A 23,320-nucleotide genomic window follows, 5' to 3' on the forward strand; every position below is an offset into this window, starting at 1 on the left:
AGCCGCTGCGCTCAGCTTGCCTGATTTTTCAAGTTGTCGATGACGTAACCCAGCCCGCGTATGGTGCGGATGGTGACACCCGCCGGTTCGACTTTCTTGCGCAAGCGGTGGATGTAGACTTCGATGGCGTTGTTGCTGGCCTCTTCGGAATAACTGTAGAGGCGTTCCAGCAACTGTTCCTTGCTCACCACCCAGCCGATGCGCATCATCAACGCTTCGAGCACGCTCAGCTCGCGTGTCGTGAGCTCCAGCGGTGTGCCGTCTATCATGGTGCGCCGGGCCACGCTGTCGAAGGTGAGCCTGCCGCAGACATAGACCGGATTCATGCCGCACTGGCCGCGCCGGATCAGCGCGCGCACGCGCGCTTCCAGCTCGGGCAGGCTGAAAGGTTTGATCATGTAATCGTCTGCACCGAGATCCAGCCCCTTGACGCGGTCGCCCTCTTCATCGCGCGCGGTGAGGATGATGACCGGTACCTGGCGATTGTTGTCGCGCAGGCTGCGCAGCACACTGAAGCCGTCCAGCTTGGGCAGGCCGAGATCCAGGATGACCAGGTCGAACGGCTGTTCGCCGCTGAGGATGAGTTTGGCGGACTGTCCGTCCCTGACACAATCGACGGCGTAACCGGCATGGCGCATGGAGTTGCACAGTCCGTCGGCCAGCACTTCATCGTCTTCAGCGATCAGGATGCGCATCGTGTGTCAGTCACGTGTAAGGGAATAGGGTTAAGTTCGTCGCGGGCAGGTATGCTTATGCCTTCGTCGCCTGCCGCTGGGCTGCATTCTATGTGCAAGCGGCGGTTTGTCCAAATGGCGGGTGCGACATCAGGGATCAGGATCAGGAACTCACATGCAGGCAGGCGAAAGACATCAACGCTACTGGCGCAGCAACCTGCGCATGACCGGCGCGCTGCTGGCGATCTGGTTCGTCGCCACTTTCGTGGTCAGCTGGTTTGCACGCGAGCTGCAGACGCTGACTGTACTGGGCTTCCCGTTGCCTTTCTACATGGCGGCACAAGGCGCTCTGCTGATCTATCTGCTGCTGGTCGGTTTCTATGCCTGGCGCATGGGAAAACTGGACGAGAAGTACGGCGTAGGAGAAGACGCCTGATGGCCGGACAGTCGCAATTCACCTCGCAGCTCAAGCGCTATTACTCCTTGTACACGGGCGGCGTCATCGGCTTCGTGGTGTTGCTGTCCATCCTCGAACAGATGGGCGTGCCCAACCAGACGCTGGGCTACATCTTCCTCGGTGTGACCGTATCGCTGTACGCGGGCATCGGCATCCTTTCCAAGACTTCGGATGTGTCGGAATACTATGTGGCCGGGCGCCGCGTACCGGCCTTGTTCAACGGCATGGCGACCGCTGCCGACTGGATGTCCGCCGCGAGTTTCATCGGCTTGGCGGGTACGCTGTATATCTCCGGCTACGACGGGCTAGCGTTCGTCATGGGATGGACCGGTGGCTATTGTCTGGTGGCGCTGTTCCTTGCGCCCTATCTGCGCAAGTTCGGCCAATATACCGTGCCGGATTTCCTGGGCGCGCGTTACGGCGGCGACGGCCCACGCATGATCGGCGTGTTCGCGGCCATCCTGTGCTCTTTCACTTATGTCATCGCGCAGATCTACGGCTTGGGTCTCATCGTCAGCCGCTTCACCGGGCTGGATTTCGGTGTCGGCGTGTTCGTCGGTCTGGGCAGCATCCTGTTCTGCTCCTTCCTCGGCGGCATGCGCGCGGTGACCTGGACGCAGGTGTCGCAATACGTGATTCTTATCGTGGCTTACATGATTCCGGTGATCTGGCTGTCGGTGAAACATACCGGCAACCCCGTGCCGCAGATCGCCTACGGATATGTACTGGAACAAGTGACGGCACGCGAGCAGGTGCTGAACGATGCACAGACGCCGGAAGGCGCGCGCGAGGCGGAAGTGCGCGCCATCCTGCGGCAGCGGCAGGATGCGACCGAAGACAGGCTGCGCGCGCTGGAAGCGGGGGGCGAAGAATATCTGGCTGCGGAGCGGGCGCGGCTGGGGGCGGAACTATCCGCACTGCGCTCGCGGCACGCGCCCGAGGCCGAGATCGAGATCGCACAGCGGGAGTTGGAGGCATTCCCGCAAGGGATTGCCGCCGCCAACAGCATCTGGCGTGCCGAAGCGGAGGCCGACCGTCTGAAATCGTCGCCTATCGTGGCCCACGCCGAGCCCTATGCGGGGCCGGATGAAGAATCGCGCGACAAGAAGCGCAAGAACTTCCTGGCGCTGGTGTTCTGTCTGATGGTGGGTACGGCGGCGTTGCCACACATCCTAATGCGCTTCTACACCACGACCTCTGTCAAGGAGGCGCGGCTGTCGGTGTTTTGGTCGCTGTTGTTCATCTCGCTGCTGTATCTCACCGCGCCCGCTCTGGCAGTGCTGGCCAAATACGATGTGTACACCTTGCTGGTGGGATCCAGCTTCTCCGAGCTGCCGAGCTGGGTGTCGGCCTGGGAAGCGGTGGACAGGGCGTTGATGAACGTGAGCGACATCAACAAGGACGGCATCGTGCAGCTGGCAGAAGTCACCATAGGCGGCGACCTGATCGTGCTGGCCACGCCGGAGATCGCCGGGCTGCCCTATGTGGTCACTGCACTGGTGGCGGCGGGCGGCCTTGCAGCGGCCTTGTCGACGGCCGACGGTTTGATGCTGACCATCGCCAACGCGCTGTCGCACGACGTGTACTACAAGATGATAGACCCGAAGGCGCCCACCGGCCGGCGTCTGGCCATCTCCAAGGGGCTGCTGCTGCTGGTGGCAGTGTGCGCGGCCTATGTCACTGCACTCAAGCCGGGTGACATCCTGTTCATGGTGGGCGCGGCGTTCTCGCTGGCCGGCTCGGCCTTTTTTCCGGCGCTGGTGCTGGGCATATTCTGGAAGCGGGCCAACAAGGTCGGTGCTATCGCTGGCATGATCAGCGGGCTGAGCGTGTGCATGCTCTATATGTACATCACCTATCCGTTCTTCGGCGTGAACGCCCCGCTGTGGTGGGAGATCAATCCCATCTCGGCAGGCATCTTCGGCATCCCGGTAGGCTTCGTCGGCGTCATCATCGGCAGCGTATTGAGCCGTCCGCCGGCAGCCAAGGTGCAGGCGCTGGTGGACTACGTGCGTTACCCGAACATGGCAGGTGACGAAGGTCGGGGCACCTCCTGAGCCGGTAATGGAAGATCCGCTCCTGCTATTGATCGTGCTGCTGAAGGCGCTAGTGGAGATCGCCGCGTTATCGCTGTTGGCGCAGGGCGTGCTGCGAGTACTGGCCGGCCGCAGCTATAAAGAGAATCCAGTCTATCGTCTGTTTCAGGTGATCGCCTCACCGGCCATCGCGCTGGCCAGCAAGGTGACGCCGCGCTTCATCGCCCCGCAGTATCTGGGGCTGGTCGCCGTGCTGCTGTTGTTCTGGATGTGGCTGGCACTGGTCTATGCCAAAGCCCATGTCTGTCACGCCGGGAAACTGGCCTGTTTCGCCGGATAGCGGTTGGACTGTGCGGGCAAAAGCCGCTATCCTTCGCGCCCTCAAACAAGCGCCCGTAGCTCAGCTGGATAGAGTATTGGTTTCCGAAGCCAAGGGTCGTGGGTTCGACTCCCGCCGGGCGCGCCAGAATTACGTTGCAAAGTCCAATGTTGCGGTCGCGCTGCGGCCGGGAGGCAAGTCATGGCACGTCTGATATTCCTAGTGGTCGCCATCGCGTTGGTGTACTGGCTGCTGCGCCGCTTTCGTCGGCCATCCTCCGAATCCGGGGATGCCGCGCAGACGGAAGATATGGTGAGTTGCGCGCGATGCGGATTGAATCTGCCCAAGAGTGAAGCCATCGCCTCGGGCGACGATTATTTTTGTTGCGAGGCGCACCGGCGCGAATCGAAGCCGGAATGAAGCGTATGCGGGACGCCGCGAATCCCGAGGTCTCGCTGTTCGCGGCGTGGCGTCCGCCGACCGCGCTGACGCCTGACAGTCTCTGGCGCTCCCTTGCCCTGTTCAATCTGTATCGCCTGATCCTGGGCGGTGTGCTGGTATTCACTTCCGCGCTGTTCGGTGCGGCGCTGTCGCTGACACAGTCCGGGCAGACGGCATTCTTCTGGGTCAGTGCCACCTTCACCACGCTGGTTCTGGTTTCGGTGCTGGCCGTGGTGTGGCGCAAGCCGCAGCCGGGCTGGCAATTGGCTTTCCAGCTATGCGTCGATATCGCATGTATCGGCACGCTGAGTTATATCGGCGGCGGTGTGCAGAGCAACCTGCCCATGCTGTTGCTTGTGTCGCTGGCTTTCGCCGGCATGATCAGCCATGGCCGCATCACACTGCTGTATGCGGCGCTGGCCAGTATCACTTTGCTGCTCAGTCACGCTTATGCGGTGTTGACCCGCGATGCGTCGGAGGCGCTGTTCTTTCAGACCGGCATCCTGAGTACTTCGTATTTTGCGGTGGCTTGGCTGGCGCACGCGATGTCGAAATATGCTTTGGAGAGCGAACGCCTGGCGGCGCGGCGCGGCGAGGATCTGTCCAGCATGGCCGAGGCGAACCGGCTGATGATCCAGGGTATGCCGGACGGAATGCTGGTGGTGGATGAGCGCGGCCATGTGCGGCAGGCCAATCCCGCTGCCGGTCGCCTGCTGGGGTATGGGTTCACCACGGAGCATCTGGTCGAGCTGGGTGAATGTTCGCCCCTGCTGGAGGCCATGTATGCCGCGTGGAGACAGAATCGCGCCTTGGGCGGCGAGGCACTGCAGCTGCCGCGCACCAACCGTACCGTGAGGGTGCATTTCATGGAGATCGGCGGGGCAAGCTTCTGGGGTGCTGTGATCGTGCTCGAGGATATACAGCGCATCCAGGCGCAGGCGCAGCAGGTGAAGCTGGCGGTATTGGGCAGGCTGACCGCGAACATCGCGCATGAAGTGCGTAATCCGTTGTCCTCGATCAGCTATGCCACCGAATTGCTGCAGGAAAGTCCGCGCGATCCGGCGCAGACGCGCCTGCTGCAGATCATCCTGGATAACACCTCGCGCTTGAACCGTATCGTACAGGACGTGATGCAGATCAACCGGCGCGATCGCTCGCAAATGGAAAAGATCGATGTGCCGACGGCGTTGTCGGTATTCATCGACAACCTGGCGCAGGTGGAGCAGGTGCCACGGGAAATATTTGAGTTGGAGGTGCCCGCTGGGAGTATGGTCAGTTTCGATCGCGGTCATTTCGAGCAAGTGCTGTGGAACCTGTGCCGCAATGCTTTGCGATATAGTCGCAAGCAGACCGGCAGCGTGCGGCTGCGGTGGCTGCAGGATGGCGAAGGGCGGCAGCTGCTCGAAGTCGAGGATGATGGGCCGGGTGTGGCGGAGGCGGAGGTGCAGAACCTGTTCGAACCGTTCTACACCACGGACAGTCGCGGCACCGGGCTGGGACTGTATATCGCGCGCGAGTTATGTGAGGCGAACGATGCCGTGATCGGATATCGGCCCGGTGCCGGGGGCGGGGCATGTTTCAGCATCGCTTTCGGACGTGGCGGGGAGGCATAAGGGAAAGGCATGGAAGCGGGGATACCGAACGTACTGATCGTGGACGATGAGCCCGACATCCTGGAGTTGCTGGAGCTGGCGTTGACCCGCATGGGGCTGGATGTGACCAGGGCGAGCGGATTGGGCGAAGCGAAAGCACGTCTGCTCGAACGTCGCTTTGCGATGTGTCTGACCGATATGCGCATGGCCGACGGAACGGGGCTGGACGTGGTGCGGCACATCGCCGAAAGCAGTCTCGATCTGCCCGTCGCGGTGATCACGGCACACGGCAACACGGAGAATGCCGTGGCGGCGCTCAAGGCAGGTGCCTTCGATTATCTTTCCAAGCCGGTGTCGCTGGAGCAGTTGCGAGCACTGGTGAATTCCGCGCTCCGCTTGCCTGCCTGTGCCGGGCGGGCGGAAGGGGCTCAGCCCGCACTGCTGGGCGAGGCACCGGCCATGCGGCAGGCGCGCGACCTGATCGCGCGTGTCGCGCGCAGTCAGGCACCGGTGCATATCAGCGGCGAGTCGGGCAGCGGCAAGGAGATGGCGGCGCGACTGATCGTGGCGCAGAGCGCCCGATGTGGGCAGCCTTTCATCGCGGTCAACTGCGGTGCGATCCCCGAGAATCTGATGGAGAGCGAGTTCTTCGGCTACCGCAAGGGCGCATTCACCGGCGCAGACAAGGACCGGGACGGGTTCTTCCAGGCAGCGAACCAGGGCACGCTCCTGCTCGACGAGGTGGCCGAGTTGCCGCTGGCGATGCAGGTCAAGCTGTTACGTGCCATCCAGGAAAAACGGGTGCGCCGCGTGGGCGCGACCGAAGAAGAGGCGGTGGATGTACGGATCCTGAGTGCGACGCACCGTGATCTGGCCGCATGCGTGCGTGACGGCAGTTTCCGGCAGGACCTTTACTATCGCTTGAATGTGATCGCATTGCGTATGCCGGCCTTGCGCGAGATGCATGAAGATATCCCGCAGATCGCACAGCAATTGCTGCAGCGGATCGGCGGTGCGGCAGGCGCAAAGTTCTCGCCCGCTGCCCTGAAACTACTGTCTTCATACGACTTCCCGGGCAACGTGCGGGAGCTGGAGAATGTGATCGAGCGTGCGCTGGCCTTGTGCGCAGAGGGAGTCATCCAGCCGGATGACCTGCAGTTGCGACCCATGGGTGGCGAGCAGCAGGCTGTTGCAACGGGTGGCAAGTACCCGCTGACCGACTATCTCGATCGTGTGGAGCGCGAAGCGATACTGGAAGCCTTGCAGCAGACGCATTTCAATCGCACCGCTGCCGCCAAGATACTGGGTGTTACCTTCCGCGCCTTGCGCTACCGCATGGACAGGCTGTCCATCACTGACCGGGACAAGCAGCAATGAAGTTCGGTCCGGGTGGCTGGCTGAGCGGGGTCAGGCGTATCGCGTCGCCGAACTTCGACGCACGGCCGGCGCGGACGCCGGTCAGCCTGCTGGTCATCCACAGCATCAGCCTGCCTCCGGATGAATTCGGCGGGCCGGGCGTGCGACATTTGTTCACCAACACACTGGATTGCAGCGCGCATCCTTATTATGCGCAGCTGCAAGGTTTGCGTGTGTCGGCCCATTTCCTGATCGGGCGTGACGGTGCTATCACCCAGTTCGTCCCCTGTGGCAGTCGGGCGTGGCATGCGGGTGTGTCGGCGTGGCATGGGCGCGAGCGCTGCAATGACTTTTCCATCGGTATCGAGCTGGAGGGGTGCGACAGGCTGCCCTTCGAGCCTGCGCAGTATGCGGCCCTGGCCCGGCTGACGCGTCGATTGCGACGGAATTATCCGATACGGCACATCGTCGGCCATGCCGATATCGCGCCCGGCCGCAAAACCGACCCAGGTCCACTGTTCGATTGGGGGCATTATTTCAGGCTGCTCGATCGCTCATCCGCGTAACGGCGGGAGATGGCCGGAATCGAAAATATATAGGCCAAATTTCTGCTTGCATTAATTCCCTCAGCTACTAGAATTAGCCCCAATTCGCAGGTTGGACCACTAGATATAGTGTTTTTCTGTGTAAAGCTGATCCGGCGCAAGGCCGGGCGACATCTGCAAATAAAAGGGGAGAATACATGCTGCAAGCTTCTGAAACCGTATCGCCATCCGTGTCATCCAACATGTTCGCTACTCGTGAGTCCGAGTCGGTTTCCGGTGCTTCCGGCGTGATGCTGGATCAATACAAGATCATTCGCCGCAATGGTTCCGTTGTGACTTTCGAGCCGTCCAAGATATCCATCGCCCTGACCAAGGCCTTCATCGCCGTGAACGGCGGACAGGGCGCGGCGTCGGCGCGTGTGCGCGAGTTGGTGGAGCAGTTGACCGGCAGTGTGGTGGGTGCGCTGGCGCGCCGACAGCCGCATGGCGGCACCTTCCATATCGAAGACATCCAGGATCAGGTCGAGCTGTCTCTGATGCGTTCGGGCGAACATGACGTGGCTCGTGCCTATGTGCTGTACCGCGAGCGTCGCAATCAGGAGCGCGCCAAGAACAAGGCGGAATCAGCGGATGCTGCACCTTCCTTGAGCGTGATCGAAAGCGGTATGAAGCGCCCGCTGGATGTGCAGGCGCTATCGGCCATCATCGAGGCAGCCTGCGCGGGGCTGGGGGAGGCGGTAGATGCCGCCAAGATACTCAAGAGCACCCTGAACGACCTGTACGACGGCGTGGCCATCGAAGAGGTACGCAAGTGCACCATCCTGTCCGCGCGAGCTTTGATCGAGCAGGATCCGGCCTACAGTTTTGTGACGGCGCGTCTGCTGCTGAACAACATCTGCTGCGAGATCCTTGGGGAGTCGGTGACGCAAGCCGAGATGGCGACACGTTACGCCGAATATTTCCCCAAGTTCATCAAGCGCGGCATCGCGGCCGAATTGCTGGACGAGGAATTGGGTCGTTTCGACCTGCCGCGCCTGGCGGCGGCGCTGGACGCCGATCGCGACCTGCAATTCAACTACCTCGGCCTGCAGACCTTGTATGACCGCTATTTCCTGCATATCGAAGACCAGCGTATCGAGCTGCCGCAAGCCTTCTTCATGCGCGTGGCGATGGGACTGTCCCTGAATGAAGTGGATCGCGAAGCGCGCGCCATCGAATTCTATCGCCTGCTGTCCAGCTTCGATTTCATGAGTTCGACACCGACACTGTTCAATTCCGGCACGCGCCGTTCGCAGTTGTCTTCCTGCTACCTGACCACGGTGGCCGACGATCTGGACGGTATCTACGAAGGCTTGAAGGAGAACGCGCTGTTGTCCAAATTCGCCGGCGGTCTGGGTAACGACTGGAGCAATGTGCGCGCGCTGGGATCGCACATCAAGGGTACCAACGGCAGATCGCAAGGTGTCGTGCCGTTCCTGAAGGTGGTGAACGATACCGCTGTGGCGGTGAACCAGGGTGGCAAACGCAAGGGGGCTGTCTGTGCCTACCTGGAGACCTGGCATCTCGATATCGAGGAATTCCTCGACCTGCGCAAGAACACCGGCGATGATCGTCGCCGTACACATGACATGAACACTTCCAACTGGATCCCGGACCTGTTCATGAAGCGCGTGATGGAAGGTGGCGAGTGGACGCTGTTCTCTCCCTCGACCTGCCCGGACCTGCACGACAAGTTCGGTGCCGAGTTCGAGAAGGCTTATCTTGGCTATGAGGCGAAGGTCGCCAGCGGCGAGATCAAGCTGTTCCGCAAGCTGCCGGCGCAGAGCCTGTGGCGCAAGATGCTGACCATGTTGTTCGAGACCGGACACCCATGGGTCACGTTCAAGGATCCGTGCAATATCCGCTCGCCGCAGCAACATGTGGGCGTGGTGCACAGTTCCAACCTGTGTACCGAAATCACGCTGAACACCTCGGCCGACGAGATTGCCGTGTGCAACCTGGGTTCGGTCAATCTTGCCGCGCATCTGACCGCAGACGGTCAGATCGACCATGCCAAGCTGCAGCGCACGGTGCACACCGCCATGCGCATGCTGGATAACGTGATCGATATCAACTACTACGCTGTTGCCAAGGCGCGCAATTCAAACCTGAAGCATCGTCCGGTCGGTCTGGGCATCATGGGCTTCCAGGATTGCCTGCATAGCCTGCGTATCCCGTATTCATCGGAAGCCGCCGTCGAGTTCGCGGACCGTTCGATGGAAGCGGTCTGCTACTACGCCTACTGGGCCTCCACCGAACTGGCCGAGGAGCGCGGTCGCTATGCCTCGTATCGCGGCAGCTTGTGGGACAAGGGCATCCTGCCGCATGACAGTCTGGGTCTGTTGCGCGAAGCGCGCGGCGGGTATGTCGAGGTCGACACCTCGGTCACCATGGACTGGGATGCGCTGCGTGCCCGCATCCGCCAGTTTGGCATGCGCAACTCGAATTGCGTGGCGATCGCGCCGACCGCTACCATCTCCAACATCATCGGCGTATCGGCCTGCATCGAGCCGACCTACCAGAACATCTTCGTCAAATCGAACCTGTCCGGCGAGTTCACGGTCATCAACGAGCATCTGGTCGCCGATCTGAAGCAGCTGGGGCTGTGGGATGAGGTGATGGTGGCCGATCTCAAGTATTTCGACGGCAGTCTGACCAAGATCGACCGCATCCCGGCCGACCTGCGCAACCTGTATGCCACCGCGTTCGAGGTGGAACCGAAGTGGTTGATCGAAGCGGCTTCACGCCGCCAGAAGTGGATAGACCAAGCGCAATCGCTGAATATCTATATGTCCGGCGTATCCGGCCGCAAGCTGGATGAGACTTACAAGCTGGCTTGGGTGCGCGGCCTGAAGACCACCTACTACCTGCGCACCCTGGGCGCCACCTCTGCCGAGAAATCCACGTCCCGCGCCGGGTCGCTGAACGCGGTATCAAGCGGCGGCGCAGGCGAAATGTCGGCGGCTCCCGCGATCGAAGAGACGAAGTTCTGTTCGATCGACAATCCCGAGTGTGAAGCTTGCCAGTAAGGGCGGCAGCCTGAAATGCGTCCGGATCGGCGTTCTGCCGGTCCGGGCGAACAGTGAGAATCCCCCGGCGCCCAGCGCTGCGGATACAAGAAGAAAGGACTATGCATGCTGAATTTCGAAGACGATGTGATGCCGACAGCCGCACCCGCAGCGGTGCGCATGGGGGCGCTGGGGGCTGGAAAAGCTGTTGTCGCAGAGCATGATTACACCATCGCCTCGGTGTCGACCGGCCGCATCCGCGTGGAAGACAAGCGCCTGATCAATGGCAAGGCGGACGTGAACCAGTTGGTGCCGTTCAAATACAACTGGGCTTGGGAGAAATACAACGCGGGCAACGCGAACCACTGGCTGCCGCAAGAGATCAACATGTCTGCCGACATCGCGCTGTGGAAGAACCCGAACGGGCTGACCGAGGACGAGCGCCGCCTGGTCATGCGCAACCTGGGTTTCTTCTCAACCGCCGACAGCCTGGCTGCCAATAACATCGTGCTGGGAACCTATCGCCACATCACCGCGCCGGAGTGCCGGCAGTATCTGCTGCGGCAGGCCTACGACGAAGCGATCCACACCCATGCCTACCAGTACATCGTGGAAAGTCTGGGCATGGACGAAGGTGAAGTGTTCAACATGTATCACGAGGTGAAGAGTATCCGCGACAAGGACGAGTTCCTGCTGCCCTTCATCGATACGCTGACCAACCCCGAGTTCAAGACCGGCACGCCCGAGAACGACCAGAAGCTGCTGGAATCGCTGATCGTGTTCGCCTGCATCATGGAAGGCCTGTTCTTCTATGTCGGTTTCGTGCAGGTGCTGGCGCTGGGCCGTCAGAACAAGATGACCGGTGCGGCCGAGCAGTTCCAGTACATCCTGCGCGACGAGTCGTTGCATCTGAACTTCGGCGTGGACATGGCCAACCAGATCAAGCTGGAGAACCCGCACCTGTGGACGGTCGAGTTCAAGGAGCGCCTGAAGGGGCACTTCACCAAGGCGGTCGAGCTGGAATACCGCTATGCCGAAGACACCATGCCGCGCGGCGTGCTGGGTCTGAATGCAGCCATGTTCAAGGAATACCTGCGCTTCATCGCCAACCGGCGCTGCCAGCAGATTGGCATCGATGCGCTCTATCCGGGCGCGACCAACCCGTTCCCGTGGATGGCCGAGATGATCGATCTCAAGAAAGAGAAGAATTTCTTCGAGACGCGAGTGACCGAGTATCAGACAGGCGGCGCTCTTTCATGGGATTGATCGGGATGTTTTCCTGATGTGAAAAATTTTGCCCCGCGAGGGGCAAAATTTTTTAGACCATCTAACGCGGTGTGCCCCGCTAGCAAAGAATTATCAAAAAAACAACGTTTGCTTATTGACATCAAACATATTTCGGATAAAGTTGCAACCGCAAGATGTAGTGAAAAAAATCCACCGAAACTACTAGTTATAGTAGTCAGGGGAAAAATAAGGGGGCTTCGCTTGCGCGAACTCGATATTCAGGCAGCAACTACATTTCCGGCTTCATCTTTTGCGCTGAATGCGCAATCGCAAAACGAGATTCTCCTCGGGGGCTTTCCTCCCTCAAAATTCACAGAACAAGATTTTCGGTCGACATTGGTGTCTGGTCGCGGCGCGGCGTATTCTGCAATTCGCATTGCGCGCGGTAACTGGGGGCATCAAATGCGATCCGTGATTGAAGGCGCATTGTGGAATGGCGCCGTAATGGCTTTGGTATTGCTGCCGTGCAGCATGCTGGAGGAGTAGTACGTGTTGTTCTTATTAACTTTCATATCTCAAGGAGGTTGAAATGGTAGCAGCAAAGAAAGCCAAACCAGCAGCGAAGAAGCCGGCAGCGAAGAAAGCCGTCGCCGCCAAGAAGCCCGCAGCTAAAAAGGTTGCAGCGAAGAAGCCGGTAGCGAAGAAAGCCGTCGCCGCCAAGAAGCCCGCAGCCAAAAAAGTTGCAGCGAAGAAGCCGGTAGCGAAGAAAGCCGTCGCCGCCAAGAAGCCCGCAGCTAAAAAGGTTGCAGCGAAGAAGCCGGTAGCGAAGAAAGCCGTCGCCGCCAAGAAGCCTGCGGCAAAAAAAGTAGCAGCGAAGAAGGTCGTCGCCGCCAAGAAGCCTGCAGCTAAAAAAGTAGCAGCGAAGAAGGTCGTCGCCGCCAAGAAGCCTGCAGCTAAAAAAGTGGCAGCAAAGAAGCCGGCGGTGGTTAGCAAGCCAGCAGCAGCTCCGGTCGTGACGGCACCGACGCCTTCCGCGCCGCCGCCTGTTCGTCCGGCTGCGACCTGGCCCTTCCCGACACCAGGTATCGGCAAGCCAAACTAAGGCTGCGGGAGGCTGTGAAAGCAGCCCCGACTCGTTGTACAGGTAGGGGCTGATTCACCTTTTGTGGGCGAGCAGGGGCTTGCAGGTTCGATGCGCCCGGTTGCTCTATTGCTGCGCATTGTGCGAGGCGGCCAACATCCGCTATACGATGCGAGGCGATCGTACGTTGAGCAGCATGCCCACCAATGCCTTTTCGGCAAAGGTGTCACTGACGCTTGCATTTGCGATAGTGCTCAGATGAGCCCGAACGCAGTAGGTAGTCTTCTTTACTTTCAATCCAGGGCGGCAATGCGGCTGGATGCTGGTTCATTCGCTCCTGAATGCCGGTCTTGGATCACCTCTGATGTTCTATAGCTCACCCATCCCTTATCTGGAAGATGTCACTCCCTACTTTGCTGCAGTGCGAGATTGGCCATGGGCCGCTTGGCTGGATAGCGGCAGTATCGGTCGCTTTGACATCATTGTTGCCGATCCCGTCACGACGCTAGTGACACAAGGCGAGCGAACGCTCATAGACAGGGCATCACGCGAATCGGAAGCACGGGGGGCTGAGTTCGATCTGATCCGCACCGAATTGGGTGAGGCGGTCGAGCCACATCCAGGCATTCCGTTTGCAGGAGGTGTCTTGGGATACTGGGGTTATGACCTGTCTCGCCGATATCAGGGGTTGCCGGAGTCTGCACAGGATACAGAACACATGGCGCAGATGGCGGTTGGCATCTATGACTGGGCTATCCTCGTCGATCATCAGGAAAGGGCGGCGCGATTAGTATCGCGATTGAGATATCCCCGGACTGAAGCGATATTGGAACAGGTGCTGCTCAGGATCGAACACGCGCAGTCGGCTGTGATGGATCGGACGCGATTCTTTGTGCAGAGTCCTGTCACCTCCAATTTTTCGCCAGATGAATACAAACAGGCTTATGACAAGGTCCAGACCTATTTGCGAGAGGGGGATTGTTATCAAGTCAATCTGGCGCAGCGATTCGCTGCCGAGGCTGCTGGCGATGCGTTCGCGGCATACCGTGAACTGCGCAGGGTCAGTCCTGCACCCTACTCGGCATTCCTGGATTGGCCGCATGCACAGATACTTTGCGCCTCTCCGGAGCGTTTTCTACGTGTCGAGGAAGGCAGGGTGGAGACGAAGCCGATAAAGGGAACCCGGGCGCGGTCGCAGAATCGCGAAGAGGATGAGCGGCTTGCGCATGATCTGTTGCAGAACCCTAAAGACAGGGCAGAGAATCTGATGATCGTTGATTTGCTGCGCAATGATCTGGGCAAGAGTTGCGAGGCGGGGTCGGTGCGGACTCCTGGATTGTTCGAGCTGGAAAGTTATTCCAACGTCCATCATCTGGTCAGCACTGTCGAGGGCAGGTTGCGGCAGGGATGTGATGCATTGCATGCGCTGCGCGACTGTTTCCCCGGTGGTTCGATAACAGGAGCCCCCAAGAGGCGGGCGATGGAGATCATCGAGCAACTGGAGCCGCATGGGAGAGGCATCTACTGTGGCAGTATCGGCTACATCGGGTTCGACGGTCAGATGGATACCAATATAGCTATCAGGACCATGGTTTACTCGGAGGGGGAGATACGATGCTGGGCCGGCGGCGGGATCATAGCGGACTCACGCTGTGACGAGGAATATCAGGAGACTTTCCACAAAGCCAGCGCGATGCTGGAGGTATTGAAACGCTTCTCGGGGTAGTGTCGGGCTCAACCGGTATTCTTCAAACGCGCGATGCGCACAACCTCGGGAATCTTGCGCAGGTTGCGCATGATGTTGGCCAGGTGCAGGCGATTATTGACCTGCAGCGTGAAATAGGTCGCGGTATATTCCCCTTCGTTGCTGAAATTGACGTTCTCGATATTGGAGTCCGCATCGGCGATCGCCGCCGCCACCTTTGCCAATACGCCGCGTCGGTTGGCGACGATCAGCTTGATGCTGACATCGAAGGAGCGGCTGATATTCTTGTCCCACATCACGTCCAGCCACTGCTCGCTACCGCGCCCTTTGCGCAAGGTCGGACAGTCATGGGTATGGACGATCAAACCCTGGCCGCTCTTGATGATGCCGATGATGGGGTCGCCGGGGATCGGTCGGCAGCATTTGGCGAACTGCACCGCCATGCCTTCCGTGCCCTGAATGGTGACGACGGCATTGCCCAGAGCGTCGCTGGAGATGGTGTCGCCTATGCTGGCGAGCTGCTTGGCGACCACCATGTTCAGCCGCCGGCCGAGTCCGATGTCGGCGTAGATATCCTGGCGGGATTTGACGCCGGTATCGCGCAGCAGCTTCTCCCAGTGGGCATCATCCATATCCTGCAGCTTCAGGCCCAGGGCACTGAGTGCCTGTGACAGCAGGCGCTCACCCAGCCGGGCGGACTCGTTCAGGTGCATGGTCTTCAATGCGTGCCGGATCTCGCTGCGTGCCTTGCTGGTGACGACGTATCCGAGCCATGCCGGGTTCGGGTGCGCCTGCGGGGCGGTGACTATCTCCACGCGATCGCCGTTGCGCAGTTCGGTACGCAACGGTACCAGCTCCGAATTGACCTTGCAGGCCACGCAGCGATTGCCGATATCGGTATGCACTGAATAGGCGAAATCGACAGTTGTCGCACCACGCGGCAAGGCGAAGATTTTGCCCTTGGGCGAGAACACGTAGACCTCATCCGGGAACAGGTCGATCTTGAGGTGTTCCAGGAATTCCACCGAATCGCCGCTCTGTGCCAGGCTCTCCAGGAGGTTCTGCAACCACTGGTGGGTCTTCTGCTGCAGTTCGTTGATCTGGGTGTCGCTGGCTTTGTACAGCCAATGCGAAGCTACGCCGCTCTCCGCCAGTTTATCCATCTCATGCGTGCGGATCTGCACTTCGATCGGAGTGCCGAAAGGTCCGAACAGCGTCGTGTGCAGGGACTGATATCCATTGGCCTTGGGAATGGCGATGTAGTCCTTGAACTTGCCGGGAAAGGGTTTGTACAAACTGTGCAGGACACCCAGGGCCAGATAACAGGACGGGATGTCATCGACCAGGATGCGGAAGCCGTAGATGTCGAGAACCTGTGCGAACGCCAGCGACTTGCTCTGCATCTTCTGGTAGATGCCGAACAGGTGCTTCTCGCGCCCCTTGACCTCAGCCTTGATGCGGTTGGCATCCAGGCGCTGTCCGATCGATTCGAGGATCTTGCTGACCACCTCGCGTCGATTGCCGCGCGCGACCTTGAGTGCCTTGGAGAGCACGGCATAGCGGTTTGGGTGCAGATACTTGAAGCTCAGATCCTCAAGTTCCTGGTAGATGGTGTTCAGCCCGAGACGGTTCGCGATGGGCGCGTAGATATCCATCGTCTCGCGTGCGATGCGTGCGCTCTTGTGGGCGGAAACGGAGTCCAGCGTGCGCATGTTGTGCAAACGGTCGGCGAGCTTGATAAGGATCACGCGCACGTCGCGCGCCATCGCCATCAGCATCTTGCGGAAATTCTCTGCCTGGGCATCCTCCAGCGTATCGAATTTAAGTTTATCGATCTTGCTGAGACCTTCGACCAGGCCCGCTACAGCGGGCCCGAACCGGTCTGCGACCTCCTCGACCGTGACTGAGGTGTCTTCGACGACATCGTGCAGCAGAGCGGCATTGATGGCATGCACATCCAGATGCAGCGGTGTGAGGATGCGCGCAACCGCGATGGGGTGTGTGACGTATGGGGCACCGGATTGGCGCGTCTGCCCGGCGTGGGCTGTGTGGCTGAAATCCAGTGCGGATTGGATCTGTGCCACGTCCTCCGATTTGAGGTAGGCGGAGACTTCCTGCAGGAGCGCTTCAGCATCGGCCTGGGACATGAATATGCTCCGCTGAGGTCCTGCAGGGAGTGGGGTCAGGCCATGCCGCGGTTCAATATCTCGATGCCGACCTTACCTTCGCTGATCTCGCGCAGGGCGACGACAGTCGGCTTGTCCTTGCTGGTCTCGACCAGATGGTTGGCTCCGTTGGCAAGTTGGCGGGCGCGATAGGCGGCTGCCAGTGTCAGCTCGAAACGGTTGGGGATATGGGTCATGCAGTCTTCGACGGTGATGCGAGCCATGGTTCAATTCTCCGGTGTCTGTAATTGATTGATAAGTTGCTGGTGCCTGGCGATCTGTCGAGATCCGCGCAGTCGGGCTGCCAGCACGACAGATTCGAGCTCGTGCAGGGCCCTGTTCAGGTCTGCGTTGATAATAACATAATCGAATTCAGCGACATGTGAGACGTCTTCGCGCACGGCCGCAAGACGTTTGGCAATCACGCCCGGGTCGTCCGTGCCGCGCCCATTCAGCCGTTGCGACAAGGCTTCCAGCGAAGGCGGCAGGATGAAGATGGAGACGCAAGCCGGGAAGATCTTGCGCACCTGCGCAGCACCCTGCCAGTCGATCTCGAGCAGGATGTCGCGCCCTTTGGCTGTTTCCTCGGTGATCCATCTTTGCGAAGTGCCATAGAAGTTCCCATACACTTCGGCACTTTCGAGGAACTCGCCGCGCTTGGCCATTTCAAGGAATGTCTCGCGACTGACGAAATGATAATGTTTGCCGTCGATCTCGCCTTCACGGGGAGCACGTGTCGTATAGGAAACGGAAAGGCCTATTTCGGGGGAATGTTTGAGCAGGGCGTGTACCAGACTGGTTTTCCCTGCGCCCGATGGTGCGCTGATGACGATAAGACTTCCTGGCATGCTGTTCTCCTATTCGATGTTCTGCACTTGCTCGCGCATCTGTTCGATCAAAAGTTTGATATCCATCGCGCAGCGCGAGACGTCCGCGTCCACTGATTTGGAGCCCAAGGTGTTGGCCTCCCTGTGCAACTCCTGCATCATGAAATCCAGTCGTTTGCCGACGATGCCGCCCTTGTCGATGACGCGCCGGACTTCGACAAGGTGGGTGTGCAGACGGGAGAGTTCCTCATTCACGTCTATCTTGCTTGCATACAAAGTGATCTCCTGGCGCACCCTTTCGTCATCCTCGCTGCCCAGCGCTTCGAGCAGGCGCGCGCGCAGCTTGGATTCATAGGCGGCGATGGTGCCGGGGATGCGCGGAGCGACCGCCAGCCGCAACTGTTCAATACCTTCCACCCGTTCCAGCAGAAAGCCGGCGAGCTTCTCCCCTTCGCGCCGCCGCGCGGCAGAGAAATCCTGCAAGGCTTGCTGGAGCGCTGTGGAGACAGCCTTGTGCAGAGCCTCATTCGAAACGGTGGGGCTTTCGGTCACGCCGTTCCACTTGAGCACCTCGGAAACCGACAATTCTCCCGCCGCAGGCAGGACTTCGCGCACCTGTGTGCTCCAGGCGGAAAGCTGTTTGACGACATCGAGATTGAGCTTGCTTTCCGGCTGCGCGGAAGCGCGGCTGAGAAGGTTGATGCGGCATTCGACCTTGCCACGGCTGATCCCGGCAGATATCTGTTCGCGCAGGACGGGTTCCAGCATGCGCATTTCGTCCGGCATCCGCAACTGCAAGTCGAGATAGCGATGATTGACCGAGCGCAATTCGAGCGAGAGGGAGCCGGCATCCAGCTCGGCTGTGGCGACGGCATAGCCGGTCATGCTGAAAATCATCAAAACTCCAGGCGGGAGGAAAAAATACGGACTGAACCGGGCGCATTATATTACGATTGCAACACTTCGCCGTGTACGCACATCGTTGCGGGCAGGCAAACCGCGGGAAAATGAATGAAGTTCGCTATCCACCAGGCCAACCATATCGGCGGGCGCAAATACAATCAGGATCGTGTGGGCTATGCCTATACCAATGATGCCTTGCTGCTGGTGCTGGCGGACGGGATGGGCGGCCATCTGCATGGCGAGATCGCGGCGCAGATAGCGGTCTATACCTTCATGCGCGCATTCAGCCGTTTGGAGTCGGGGAAAGTGAAGGAGCCGGAGGTGTTTTTGCGCGCGACCATGCGTGCAGGGCACGACGAGATCATCGACTATGCGAGGAAGCAGAATCTGGGCGGGAACCCGGGTACCACCTGCGTGGCGGCGCTGGTGCAGGATGGCAAGGTGTGGTTCGCGCATGCGGGCGATTCCCGTTTCTACCTGTTGCGCCAAGGGGCGGTGCAGAACGTGACGCACGACCACTCGGTGGTTCAGCAATGGGCGGACTGGGGCATCATCAGTCCGGAGGAGATGCGCACCCATCCTGACCGCAACAAGATCACCAACTGCCTGGGCGGCGTGGAAGATATGTTCTATGCCGAGGTCGCGCCCAGCGTGGATGTGCAGGATGGGGATATGTTGCTGTTGTGCAGCGACGGTTTCTGGAGTCCGCTGGAAGAGGCCGAACTGACCAAGCTGCACGCGACCAGCTATTTGCAGACCACGCTGGGCGAGTTGATCGATGTCGCCATCTACCGCGAAGGCGCGCGCGCCGACAACACCACGGCAGTGGTGGCCAGACTGGGGATGGCAGAGCTCGACCATGCGACCGAATCGCCGGTGTGCGTGATACTCGAAGAAGGGGCGCCCGCATAGGTCGCCGTGCGAGGCGGTATAATCCGCGCTCGATTCTTTTTCACGGATTCATGCCATGCGCCCCAGCCAGAGACAGCCGGATCAACTCCGCAACATCCGCATCACACGCCATTACACCAAACATGCCGAAGGTTCGGTGCTCATCGAGTGCGGAGATACCAAAGTGATCTGCACCGCCAGTGTCGAAGAGCGCGTGCCGCCCCACAAGAAGGGTAGCGGAGAAGGCTGGGTGACAGCCGAATACGGCATGTTGCCGCGCTCGACCGGCAGCCGCATGGGACGCGAAGCGGCCAAAGGCAAGCAATCGGGTCGTACACAGGAGATCCAGCGCCTGATCGGACGCAGCCTGCGTGCCGTGGTCGATCTGGCCAAGCTTGGTGAACGCACGATCACGCTGGACTGCGACGTGATCCAGGCCGATGGTGGTACGCGCACCGCCAGCATCACCGGCGCTTATGTCGCCTTGCATGATGCGGTGAGCGCTTTGATGCAGCAGGGGCTGATCAAGGAGACCCCCCTCAAGGATTCGGTCGCGGCCATCTCGGTCGGTATCTATCAGGGCACGCCGGTGCTCGATCTCGATTACCCGGAAGACTCGGATTGCGATACCGACATGAACGTGGTGATGCTGGGCAGCGGCCATTTTGTCGAGGTGCAGGGTACGGCGGAAGGCCATCCCTTCTCACGCGAGGAGATGGATACCTTGCTTGAACTGGCCAAATTCGGCATCCAGCAATTGGGCGAGATGCAACGCGCGGCACTTGCGCAATGAACAAGCTGGTCATCGCTTCGAACAACGCAGGTAAGCTGCGTGAATTCCAGCGCATGTTGTCGCCCTTGGGCATCGAGGTGCTGACGCAATCCCAGCTGGGTATCTCCGAGGCGGAGGAGCCGCACTGTACTTTTGTCGAGAACGCACTGGCCAAGGCGCGCCATGTCAGCCGCGCGAGCGGCCTGCCTGCGCTGGCGGACGATTCCGGCATCTGCGTGGAAGCGCTCGGCGGTGCGCCGGGCGTGATCTCGGCACGTTATGCCGGAGACAATCCAAAGTCCGATGCGCGCAACAACCAGAGGCTGCTGCAGGATATGCAGGGCGTGGCCGACCGTCGTGCGCACTATTATTGCGTACTGGTGCTGGTGCGCCATGCGGATGACCCGCAGCCTTTGATAGCCGAGGGTGAATGGCAGGGCGAAATATTCCACGAAGAGCGTGGAGAAGGCGGCTTTGGCTACGACCCGATGTTCTGGTTGCCGCAGTTCGGCAAGACCGCCGCCGAACTCACGCACGATGAAAAAGCGCAGATCAGCCATCGTGCCAAGGCGTTGCAGGTGCTGATGCAACGTTTTCCGCGCGCATGAGCGCACAGATACTGCAACCGTTCGGTATCAAATCACAGCCTGTGAGTTTTCAGGCGTTGCCGCCGCTCTCGCTGTATATCCACATCCCCTGGTGCGTGCGAAAATGTCCGTATTGCGACTTCAACTCGCATGAGGCTCAGGGTGCGATACCGGATCGGGAATATGTGGACGCATTGCTGCGCGATCTGGACTCTGCCTTGGCCTTGATCTGGGGGCGCAAGGTCTATTCGATCTTCATCGGTGGCGGCACGCCCAGTCTGTTGTCGGGCGACGCGCTTGTGTATCTGTTGACGCAGGTGCGCATGCGCTTGCCGCTGGCACACGAGGCGGAGATCACCCTGGAGGCGAATCCGGGTACGGTCGAGGCAGACAAGTTCGCGGCATTCCGCGATGCCGGGGTGAACCGGCTCTCGCTCGGCATCCAGAGTTTCAACGACGGGTATCTGCGGGCTTTGGGCCGTATCCACTCCGGCGACGAAGCGAAGCGAGCAATCGACATCGGGCAGCGCCACTTCGAGAACATCAACCTGGATCTGATGTATGCCTTGCCCGGCCAAACACAGGAGGCTGCCTTGTTCGATGTGGGATCGGCCTTGTCGTTCTCGCCGCAACACTTGTCCTGTTATCACCTGACGCTGGAACCGAATACGCCGTTCGCGCACCACCCGCCGCAAGTGCCGGATGACGATGCGAGTAGCGAGATGCAGTCGGGGATTGAAACCCTATTGGCTGAGCATGGCTACCAGCACTATGAGACCTCGGCGTTCGCCAGGCCTGGCAAGCAAGCGCGTCACAATCTGAATTACTGGCGATTCGGCGATTACCTCGGTATCGGTGCCGGCGCGCACAGCAAGCTGAGCTTTCACGACAAGGTGATACGCCAGGCGCGCCATAAACAGCCCAAGGCTTATATGGAAGGCGTGGCTCAGGGGGGGCAGGTACAGAGCGAACAGATGTTGGGCAAGAGCGACCTGATTTTCGAATTCATGATGAATGTCTTGCGGCTGAACGACGGATTCGAAGAAACCTTGTTCCAGGAACGCACCAGCTTGCCATTGTTATTGATCCGGCATGAGCTGGAGCGGGCAGGGCAAAAAGGACTGCTGGTTCGCGAGGCCGGTCGCATCGCGCCGACAGAGATGGGAAGGCGCTTCCTGAATGATCTGCTACAGGTCTTTCTTGCGGCGGAAAACTAGATCCCAGACGCCGTGACCGAGACGCAATCCGCGCTGCTCGAATTTGGTGAGCGGGCGGTATTCCGGGCGGGGGGCGTAATCGGCAGCTGTATTCTCCAGCTGTTGTTCTGAGCTGAAGACTTCCAGTATCTGCTCGGCATATTCCTGCCAATCCGTCGCGGCATGGATATATCCATTGGGTTTCAGCTTCTGCACCAGTTTTTCGATGAACGGCGATTGGATCAACCGGCGCTTGTGGTGGCGCGCCTTGTGCCAAGGGTCCGGGAAGAAGATGTGCACGCCGTCCAGCGAGTTATCGGGGATCATGTCGCGCAGCACTTCGACGGCGTCATGCTGGATGATGCGGATATTGCCTATCGATTGCGCGTCGATCAGTTTGAGCAGATTGCCGACGCCTGGTGTGTGAACTTCCAGTGTCAGATAATCGATCTCGGGGTGTGCGGCGGCGATGGTCGCGGTACTGTCGCCCATGCCGAAACCGATCTCGAGTACCTTGGGAGCATTGCGTCCAAAGGCCTGATCCAGATCGAGTGGATGTGCCATATATGGGATGCCGTAGCGCGGCAACAGCGTATCGACCGCCCGACGTTGGGCTACGGAAAGATGGCCTTGCCGCAGGACGAAGCTTCTGATGTGCCTCTGGCGCAGGTCTTCGGGCGCTGTCATCAGCTGCGGGCCGAAGCGATGATGCCTGCAGTCGGTGAGCTGGGGCTGGCACTATAGAGTTTCTTGGGCATGCGACCGGCGAGATAAGCTTCACGTCCAGCCTCCACGCCTTTCTTCATGGCCGAAGCCATCAGTACGGGATCCTTGGCTGCGGCAATGGCCGTGTTCATCAGCACGCCGTCGCAGCCCAACTCCATAGCGATGGCAGCATCGGAAGCCGTGCCGACGCCGGCATCCACGATCACCGGCACTTGCACGCGTTCCATGATCAGTTGCAGGTTCCATGGGTTCAAGATGCCCATGCCGGAACCGATCAAAGAGGCTAGCGGCATGATGGCTGCGCAGCCGATGTCTTCGAGCTGTTTGGCAACGATAGGATCGTCCGAGGTGTACACCATGACCTGGAAACCATCCGCAACCAGGGTCTTGGCTGCAGCGATGGTCTCGATCACATTGGGGTAAAGGGACTGCGGGTCTCCCAGCACTTCCAGTTTGACCAGCGAATGGCCATCCAGCAATTCGCGCGCCAGGCGTAGCGTGCGCACTGCGTCATCGGCGGTGTAGCAGCCTGCCGTGTTGGGCAGGTAGGTGAATTTTGAAGGAGGGACGGCGTCGAGCAGATTGGGCTCGTTGGCATTCTGTCCCAGATTGGTGCGCCGGATCGCTACCGTGACGATCTCGGCACCGCTGGCATCCAGCGCGGCACGGGTCTCGGTGAAGTCCTTGTATTTTCCGGTGCCGACCAGAAGCCGGGAGGAATAGCGCTTACCTGCGATGGTCAAGGTGTCATTCATATATATTAAGTTCCAAAA

The 23,320-nt window shown here is 59.8% G+C and carries 23 protein-coding genes and 1 tRNA gene; 17 read left to right on the forward strand and 7 right to left on the reverse strand.

Annotation, left to right across the window (positions count from 1 at the left end):
• Window positions 1–11: 11 nt before the first annotated feature.
• Entirely contained in the window at window positions 12–695 is a 684-nt protein-coding gene (locus tag ACYPYQ_RS06590; RefSeq protein ID WP_459721637.1) for a response regulator, read from the reverse strand.
• A 154-nt stretch (window positions 696–849) separates the two neighbouring features.
• Between ACYPYQ_RS06590 and ACYPYQ_RS06595 the strand changes: the two genes are divergently transcribed.
• The 13 genes from ACYPYQ_RS06595 to pabB all read left to right on the forward strand — a co-directional run bounded on the left by ACYPYQ_RS06595 (window position 850) and on the right by pabB (window position 14,501).
• Complete coding sequence (locus ACYPYQ_RS06595; RefSeq protein WP_459721641.1) at window positions 850–1,110, forward strand: DUF4212 domain-containing protein; 261 nt, start codon at window positions 850–852, stop codon at window positions 1,108–1,110.
• Window positions 1,110–3,188 (forward strand): sodium:solute symporter family protein, encoded by a 2,079-nt coding sequence (locus tag ACYPYQ_RS06600; RefSeq protein WP_459721644.1) that lies wholly within the window; start codon window positions 1,110–1,112, stop codon window positions 3,186–3,188. Before ACYPYQ_RS06595 ends, ACYPYQ_RS06600 begins: the two co-directional genes overlap by 1 nt.
• A gap of 7 nt (window positions 3,189–3,195) precedes the next feature.
• Window positions 3,196–3,507, forward strand: coding sequence for a hypothetical protein (locus ACYPYQ_RS06605; protein ID WP_459721648.1), 312 nt, complete (start codon window positions 3,196–3,198; stop codon window positions 3,505–3,507).
• A 49-nt stretch (window positions 3,508–3,556) separates the two neighbouring features.
• A tRNA-Arg gene (locus ACYPYQ_RS06610) sits at window positions 3,557–3,633 on the forward strand.
• A gap of 54 nt (window positions 3,634–3,687) precedes the next feature.
• Window positions 3,688–3,906, forward strand: coding sequence for a PP0621 family protein (locus ACYPYQ_RS06615; protein ID WP_459721653.1), 219 nt, complete (start codon window positions 3,688–3,690; stop codon window positions 3,904–3,906).
• Entirely contained in the window at window positions 3,903–5,540 is a 1,638-nt protein-coding gene (locus tag ACYPYQ_RS06620; protein WP_459721656.1) for a sensor histidine kinase, read from the forward strand. The genes ACYPYQ_RS06615 and ACYPYQ_RS06620 overlap by 4 nt, the downstream gene beginning before the upstream one ends.
• Before the next feature lie 9 nt (window positions 5,541–5,549).
• Window positions 5,550–6,896, forward strand: a complete 1,347-nt coding sequence (locus ACYPYQ_RS06625) for a sigma-54-dependent transcriptional regulator (RefSeq protein WP_459721659.1) — start codon at window positions 5,550–5,552, stop codon at window positions 6,894–6,896.
• Window positions 6,893–7,441, forward strand: coding sequence for a 1,6-anhydro-N-acetylmuramyl-L-alanine amidase AmpD (ampD, locus tag ACYPYQ_RS06630; protein WP_459721662.1), 549 nt, complete (start codon window positions 6,893–6,895; stop codon window positions 7,439–7,441). The genes ACYPYQ_RS06625 and ampD overlap by 4 nt, the downstream gene beginning before the upstream one ends.
• 221 nt (window positions 7,442–7,662) lie before the next feature.
• Window positions 7,663–10,488: a ribonucleoside-diphosphate reductase subunit alpha gene (locus ACYPYQ_RS06635; RefSeq protein WP_459722461.1), complete on the forward strand. Its 2,826-nt coding sequence runs from the start codon at window positions 7,663–7,665 to the stop codon at window positions 10,486–10,488.
• A 105-nt stretch (window positions 10,489–10,593) separates the two neighbouring features.
• Window positions 10,594–11,733 carry a ribonucleotide-diphosphate reductase subunit beta gene (locus ACYPYQ_RS06640; protein WP_459721667.1) on the forward strand — a complete coding sequence of 380 codons (1,140 nt, stop codon included), beginning with the start codon at window positions 10,594–10,596 and terminating at the stop codon, window positions 11,731–11,733.
• Window positions 11,734–11,955: 222 nt separating this feature from the next.
• On the forward strand, window positions 11,956–12,240 hold the full coding sequence (locus tag ACYPYQ_RS06645) for a hypothetical protein (RefSeq protein ID WP_459721670.1): 285 nt from the start codon (window positions 11,956–11,958) through the stop codon (window positions 12,238–12,240).
• Between the two features lie 43 nt (window positions 12,241–12,283).
• Window positions 12,284–12,796 (forward strand): histone H1-like repetitive region-containing protein, encoded by a 513-nt coding sequence (locus ACYPYQ_RS06650; protein ID WP_459721673.1) that lies wholly within the window; start codon window positions 12,284–12,286, stop codon window positions 12,794–12,796.
• A 343-nt stretch (window positions 12,797–13,139) separates the two neighbouring features.
• A complete protein-coding gene (gene pabB / locus ACYPYQ_RS06655; protein ID WP_459721677.1) occupies window positions 13,140–14,501 on the forward strand; it encodes an aminodeoxychorismate synthase component I in 1,362 nt (453 codons plus the stop codon).
• Window positions 14,502–14,509: 8 nt separating this feature from the next.
• Here the strand turns inward: pabB and ACYPYQ_RS06660 are convergent, their stop codons facing one another.
• The 4 genes from ACYPYQ_RS06660 to ACYPYQ_RS06675 are packed head-to-tail and all read right to left on the reverse strand — an operon-like array spanning window position 14,510 to window position 18,369.
• Entirely contained in the window at window positions 14,510–16,627 is a 2,118-nt protein-coding gene (locus tag ACYPYQ_RS06660) for a RelA/SpoT family protein (protein WP_459721681.1), read from the reverse strand.
• Window positions 16,628–16,662: 35 nt separating this feature from the next.
• Complete coding sequence (rpoZ, locus tag ACYPYQ_RS06665; RefSeq protein ID WP_459721685.1) at window positions 16,663–16,869, reverse strand: DNA-directed RNA polymerase subunit omega; 207 nt, start codon at window positions 16,867–16,869, stop codon at window positions 16,663–16,665.
• A 3-nt stretch (window positions 16,870–16,872) separates the two neighbouring features.
• Window positions 16,873–17,493: a guanylate kinase gene (gene gmk / locus ACYPYQ_RS06670; RefSeq protein WP_459721690.1), complete on the reverse strand. Its 621-nt coding sequence runs from the start codon at window positions 17,491–17,493 to the stop codon at window positions 16,873–16,875.
• 9 nt (window positions 17,494–17,502) lie between these two features.
• Entirely contained in the window at window positions 17,503–18,369 is an 867-nt protein-coding gene (locus ACYPYQ_RS06675) for a YicC/YloC family endoribonuclease (RefSeq protein WP_459721696.1), read from the reverse strand.
• Between the two features lie 114 nt (window positions 18,370–18,483).
• Between ACYPYQ_RS06675 and ACYPYQ_RS06680 the strand changes: the two genes are divergently transcribed.
• Genes ACYPYQ_RS06680 through hemW form a run of 4 tightly spaced genes read left to right on the forward strand, consistent with a single transcriptional unit; the run spans window position 18,484 to window position 21,842 of the window.
• Complete coding sequence (locus ACYPYQ_RS06680) at window positions 18,484–19,287, forward strand: PP2C family protein-serine/threonine phosphatase (protein WP_459721700.1); 804 nt, start codon at window positions 18,484–18,486, stop codon at window positions 19,285–19,287.
• 55 nt (window positions 19,288–19,342) lie between these two features.
• Window positions 19,343–20,059 carry a ribonuclease PH gene (gene rph / locus ACYPYQ_RS06685; RefSeq protein WP_459721704.1) on the forward strand — a complete coding sequence of 239 codons (717 nt, stop codon included), beginning with the start codon at window positions 19,343–19,345 and terminating at the stop codon, window positions 20,057–20,059.
• On the forward strand, window positions 20,056–20,646 hold the full coding sequence (gene rdgB, locus ACYPYQ_RS06690) for an RdgB/HAM1 family non-canonical purine NTP pyrophosphatase (RefSeq protein ID WP_459721707.1): 591 nt from the start codon (window positions 20,056–20,058) through the stop codon (window positions 20,644–20,646). Before rph ends, rdgB begins: the two co-directional genes overlap by 4 nt.
• Window positions 20,643–21,842 (forward strand): radical SAM family heme chaperone HemW, encoded by a 1,200-nt coding sequence (hemW, locus tag ACYPYQ_RS06695; RefSeq protein ID WP_459721710.1) that lies wholly within the window; start codon window positions 20,643–20,645, stop codon window positions 21,840–21,842. Before rdgB ends, hemW begins: the two co-directional genes overlap by 4 nt.
• Here hemW and trmB read toward each other — a convergent pair.
• Entirely contained in the window at window positions 21,813–22,508 is a 696-nt protein-coding gene (trmB, locus tag ACYPYQ_RS06700) for a tRNA (guanosine(46)-N7)-methyltransferase TrmB (protein ID WP_459721713.1), read from the reverse strand. The two genes, hemW and trmB, sit on opposite strands and share 30 nt — an antisense overlap.
• A complete protein-coding gene (locus tag ACYPYQ_RS06705) occupies window positions 22,508–23,302 on the reverse strand; it encodes a thiazole synthase (RefSeq protein WP_459721716.1) in 795 nt (264 codons plus the stop codon). Before ACYPYQ_RS06705 ends, trmB begins: the two co-directional genes overlap by 1 nt.
• Window positions 23,303–23,320: the final 18 nt, after the last annotated feature.

This window comes from Sideroxyarcus sp. TK5 (genome assembly GCF_054601595.1).

Excerpts from the sequence above, each read along its gene's own strand:
- gmk (WP_459721690.1), bottom strand. The coding sequence starts at position 17,493 with ATGCCAGGAAGTCTTATCGTCATCAGCGCACCATCGGGCGCAGGGAAA.
- pabB (WP_459721677.1), top strand. The coding sequence starts at position 13,140 with ATGTTCTATAGCTCACCCATCCCTTATCTGGAAGATGTCACTCCCTAC.
- ACYPYQ_RS06705 (WP_459721716.1), bottom strand. The coding sequence starts at position 23,302 with ATGAATGACACCTTGACCATCGCAGGTAAGCGCTATTCCTCCCGGCTT.
- ACYPYQ_RS06590 (WP_459721637.1), bottom strand. The coding sequence starts at position 695 with ATGCGCATCCTGATCGCTGAAGACGATGAAGTGCTGGCCGACGGACTG.
- rpoZ (WP_459721685.1), bottom strand. The coding sequence starts at position 16,869 with ATGGCTCGCATCACCGTCGAAGACTGCATGACCCATATCCCCAACCGT.
- ACYPYQ_RS06625 (WP_459721659.1), top strand. The coding sequence starts at position 5,550 with ATGGAAGCGGGGATACCGAACGTACTGATCGTGGACGATGAGCCCGAC.
- ACYPYQ_RS06595 (WP_459721641.1), top strand. The coding sequence starts at position 850 with ATGCAGGCAGGCGAAAGACATCAACGCTACTGGCGCAGCAACCTGCGC.
- ACYPYQ_RS06675 (WP_459721696.1), bottom strand. The coding sequence starts at position 18,369 with ATGATTTTCAGCATGACCGGCTATGCCGTCGCCACAGCCGAGCTGGAT.
- ACYPYQ_RS06620 (WP_459721656.1), top strand. The coding sequence starts at position 3,903 with ATGAAGCGTATGCGGGACGCCGCGAATCCCGAGGTCTCGCTGTTCGCG.
- rph (WP_459721704.1), top strand. The coding sequence starts at position 19,343 with ATGCGCCCCAGCCAGAGACAGCCGGATCAACTCCGCAACATCCGCATC.
- ACYPYQ_RS06635 (WP_459722461.1), top strand. The coding sequence starts at position 7,663 with ATGTTCGCTACTCGTGAGTCCGAGTCGGTTTCCGGTGCTTCCGGCGTG.
- hemW (WP_459721710.1), top strand. The coding sequence starts at position 20,643 with ATGAGCGCACAGATACTGCAACCGTTCGGTATCAAATCACAGCCTGTG.
- trmB (WP_459721713.1), bottom strand. The coding sequence starts at position 22,508 with ATGACAGCGCCCGAAGACCTGCGCCAGAGGCACATCAGAAGCTTCGTC.
- ACYPYQ_RS06615 (WP_459721653.1), top strand. The coding sequence starts at position 3,688 with ATGGCACGTCTGATATTCCTAGTGGTCGCCATCGCGTTGGTGTACTGG.
- ACYPYQ_RS06600 (WP_459721644.1), top strand. The coding sequence starts at position 1,110 with ATGGCCGGACAGTCGCAATTCACCTCGCAGCTCAAGCGCTATTACTCC.
- ACYPYQ_RS06640 (WP_459721667.1), top strand. The coding sequence starts at position 10,594 with ATGCTGAATTTCGAAGACGATGTGATGCCGACAGCCGCACCCGCAGCG.
- ACYPYQ_RS06650 (WP_459721673.1), top strand. The coding sequence starts at position 12,284 with ATGGTAGCAGCAAAGAAAGCCAAACCAGCAGCGAAGAAGCCGGCAGCG.
- ACYPYQ_RS06680 (WP_459721700.1), top strand. The coding sequence starts at position 18,484 with ATGAAGTTCGCTATCCACCAGGCCAACCATATCGGCGGGCGCAAATAC.
- ACYPYQ_RS06660 (WP_459721681.1), bottom strand. The coding sequence starts at position 16,627 with ATGTCCCAGGCCGATGCTGAAGCGCTCCTGCAGGAAGTCTCCGCCTAC.
- ACYPYQ_RS06605 (WP_459721648.1), top strand. The coding sequence starts at position 3,196 with ATGGAAGATCCGCTCCTGCTATTGATCGTGCTGCTGAAGGCGCTAGTG.
- rdgB (WP_459721707.1), top strand. The coding sequence starts at position 20,056 with ATGAACAAGCTGGTCATCGCTTCGAACAACGCAGGTAAGCTGCGTGAA.
- ampD (WP_459721662.1), top strand. The coding sequence starts at position 6,893 with ATGAAGTTCGGTCCGGGTGGCTGGCTGAGCGGGGTCAGGCGTATCGCG.